A 2,839-nucleotide genomic window follows, 5' to 3' on the forward strand; every position below is an offset into this window, starting at 1 on the left:
GGTGACGGAAGAGGCCGCCATGGGCGACCATGAAGCCATCGGCGCCTACAAGCGCAGCAAGGTACTGGCCGAGCGCGTGGTCGAGCGCATGGTGGCCCGCGACGGGTTGCCTGCCGTGATCGTCAACCCCTCCACGCCGATCGGCCCGCGCGACGTGCGGCCCACGCCGACCGGCCGCATCATCGTCGAGGCCGCTACCGGCAAGATTCCCGCCTTCGTCGATACCGGCCTGAACCTGGTGCATGTGGACGACGTGGCGGCCGGGCACATGCTCGCGCTGGAGCGCGGCGCGACCGGCGAGCGCTACATCCTGGGCGGGCAGGACGTCACGCTGCAGCAGATGCTGGCCGATATCGCCGCCATGACCGGCCGGCGCCCGCCCGGCATCCGCTTGCCGCGCTGGCCGCTGTACCCGCTCGCCTTCGTGGCGGAGGCCGTGGCGCGCGTCACCGGCAAGGAGCCCTTCCTGACGGCCGACGGCCTGTCGATGTCGAAATACCGGATGTTCTTCAGTTCGGAGAAGGCCCGCCAGGCGCTCGGCTACCAGCCGCGTCCGTACCAGCAGGGCCTGAGCGAGGCGCTCGACTGGTTTCGTGGCGCCGGCTACCTGGGTTGACGGGCGGCCGCCGCATGACGGGAGGTCAGCCGCGCTGCGGCGCCTGCGCGCGGCCCTTCCATTGCCCGCCTTTGCGCAGCCAGTAGCGGCGCGCGGAGTCCACGGTGGCGCCGAGGTAGAACAGGGCCGTCAGCGGCAGCAACGGTGCCAGCCAGAGCGGCTGGCGGTACTCGCGCAGCATGGGCATGTAGGCCAGCGCCATGGCCAGCCAGGCCGCCCATGCCGGCCATAGCCGCAGCCCGCCGGCGAGCGCCAGCAGGGGCGGCGCCAGGTAGGTCAGTACCATGCCGGCCACCGCGCCGGCCAGCAGCAGCGGCGAATAGCGCAACTGGGTATAGGCGCTGCGGGCAATCATGTCCCACAGGCTGCGCCAGTCATCGTAGGGACGCATGGAGATGCTGTCGTCGGCCAGATCCAGGCGGATCGAGCCTCCTTGCTTGATGCAGGCCGCCAGGCTGCAGTCGTCGATCAGCTCGCCGCGGATCGCGGCAAATCCGCCGATGCGGGCCAGCGCCGTGCGCCGCGCCAGCATGCAGCCGCCGGCGGCCGCGGCCACGCCGCTGCGCGGGTCGTTGACGCGCGCGAACGGGTAGAGCTTGGCAAAGAAGAACACAAAAGCCGGCACGATCATGCGTTCCCACCAGGAGGCGCAGCGCAGCCGCACCATCAGCGAGACCAGGTCCCGCCGCTCGTATTCCGCGCGCGCCACCTGCTGCGCCAGCACGCCGCTGCCGTGCTGGATGTCGGCATCCGTCAGCCACACCCAGGCGGCGTCCGGCGCCAGCTGGCCAGCCGCTTCCAGTCCTTCCGACTGGGCCCAGACCTTGCCGCTCCAGCCGGGCGGCAGTTCACGCGCGGCAACCACGGCCAGCGAGTCCGCCTTGCCCAGGGCAGCCGCGGCGCCGCGTGCGATTTCGGCGGTGCCGTCAGTGCTATGGTCGTCGACCACCACCAGGCGCAGCGGCGCGGGATAGTCCTGGCCCAGCACGCTGGTCACCGCGCCGCCGATCACGTCCGCTTCGTTGCGGGCAGGAATGATGGCGACCACCTCCGGCCATTGCGCCGGAGCGGGGGCGGGGCCGGGCTTGCGCACGCGCCAGAAGCCGGCGCGGCCGGCCAGCAGCACGCACCAGATGGCGAGCGGGATCAGGGACAACAGGAACATCTCGAAAAGCTCCAGGGCAGGGTAGGTCAGGTTAGGAAACGGGGGGAGGTCAGCGCAGCAGGCGCCGGGCAAACCGGGCCAGCCTCGGCACGGTTTCGGGACGCAGCAGGCGCGGGTCGTAGCCGGCCATGCGGCGCTCGTTCTCGGCCAGGCACAGGTCGATCATGCCGCGCGCGGAGAGGGTGCTGCCGAGTGCTTCCGAGCCGGTCATGGCGAAGTTGGCATCCTGCGCGGCGCCATCGGCATCGATGCCGCGGGCAATGCCGATGCGCTCCCAGACCAGGAAGAGCCACACCCGCATCACCTTGAGCGCATACAGCGGGCGCCGCCACCAGGGGAGGTTGCGGCGATACCAGGCGGCCCAGTTGACGAAGAACAGGATGTGCCGGCCTTCCTCCTGGATGACCGGCTCGAAGGTTTCCACCAGTTCGGCGGGAAAGAAGCCTGAGCGCCTGGCCGCGGCGAACAGGCCAAAGGCAAAGAAACTATCGATGCACTCGCTGTAGCCGGTGACCAGCCAGCCCCACTCCAGGTCATCGGGCGGACGGTATTCGGGTTCGGGTGCCAGGGCGATGCCATAGGCCTCCACCAGTTTCGACAGGACCACCTTGTGCCGCGCCTCTTCGCCGCCATCCATCTCCAGCGCGCTGCGCAGCAGCGGATCGGCCACGGTATCGGCAAAGGACTGCACGCGCACGGAGGCGCGCCCTTCGGTCTGCACCGCGATGTCCCAGATCGGCAGGGAGGTCACCCGTTGCCGGGCTTCGGGGTCGAGCCTGGGCCAGTCGATGACGGCCGGCTTGTAGGGGTTGTGGGTTTGCAGCAGCATATTGCAGAACATGCGCAAGTGCTGCGGCGAGCCGATGCGGACCGGCCCGGGTTCGGGGTCGGTCCAGTTGCGCATGGCATGGTCGGCCTGGTCGACGGCGGCTTGCGCGATGGCTGCGGCCACGGCGGTTGCTCTGGCTTCGGCGCTCGGCTGGCCAGTCCGGCCGGGTGCGGCGAGTGCGTCTGACATCCTGCCCCCTGACGGTTGGTGGTCCGGGGGTAATTCTAGC

At 70.1% G+C, this 2,839-nt stretch carries 3 protein-coding genes; 1 reads left to right on the forward strand and 2 read right to left on the reverse strand.

The genetic code is table 11. From position 1 onward, the window contains the following. A partial coding sequence (locus P3W85_RS36450; RefSeq protein ID WP_276268347.1) for an NAD-dependent epimerase/dehydratase family protein occupies positions 1-616 on the forward strand: 616 nt, incomplete at its 5' end. A 25-nt stretch (positions 617-641) separates the two neighbouring features. On the opposite strand, the gene P3W85_RS36455 is transcribed toward P3W85_RS36450, so the two are convergent. Together P3W85_RS36455 and P3W85_RS36460 are read right to left on the reverse strand one after the other, a co-directional pair. Then, positions 642-1,796, reverse strand: coding sequence for a glycosyltransferase (locus P3W85_RS36455; protein WP_276268348.1), 1,155 nt, complete (start codon positions 1,794-1,796; stop codon positions 642-644). A 34-nt stretch (positions 1,797-1,830) separates the two neighbouring features. Then, positions 1,831-2,799 (reverse strand): ferritin-like domain-containing protein, encoded by a 969-nt coding sequence (locus P3W85_RS36460; protein ID WP_276268349.1) that lies wholly within the window; start codon positions 2,797-2,799, stop codon positions 1,831-1,833. Positions 2,800-2,839: the final 40 nt, after the last annotated feature.

It is taken from the genome of Cupriavidus basilensis (assembly GCF_029335485.1).
GTDB lineage: Bacteria > Pseudomonadota > Gammaproteobacteria > Burkholderiales > Burkholderiaceae > Cupriavidus > Cupriavidus basilensis_E.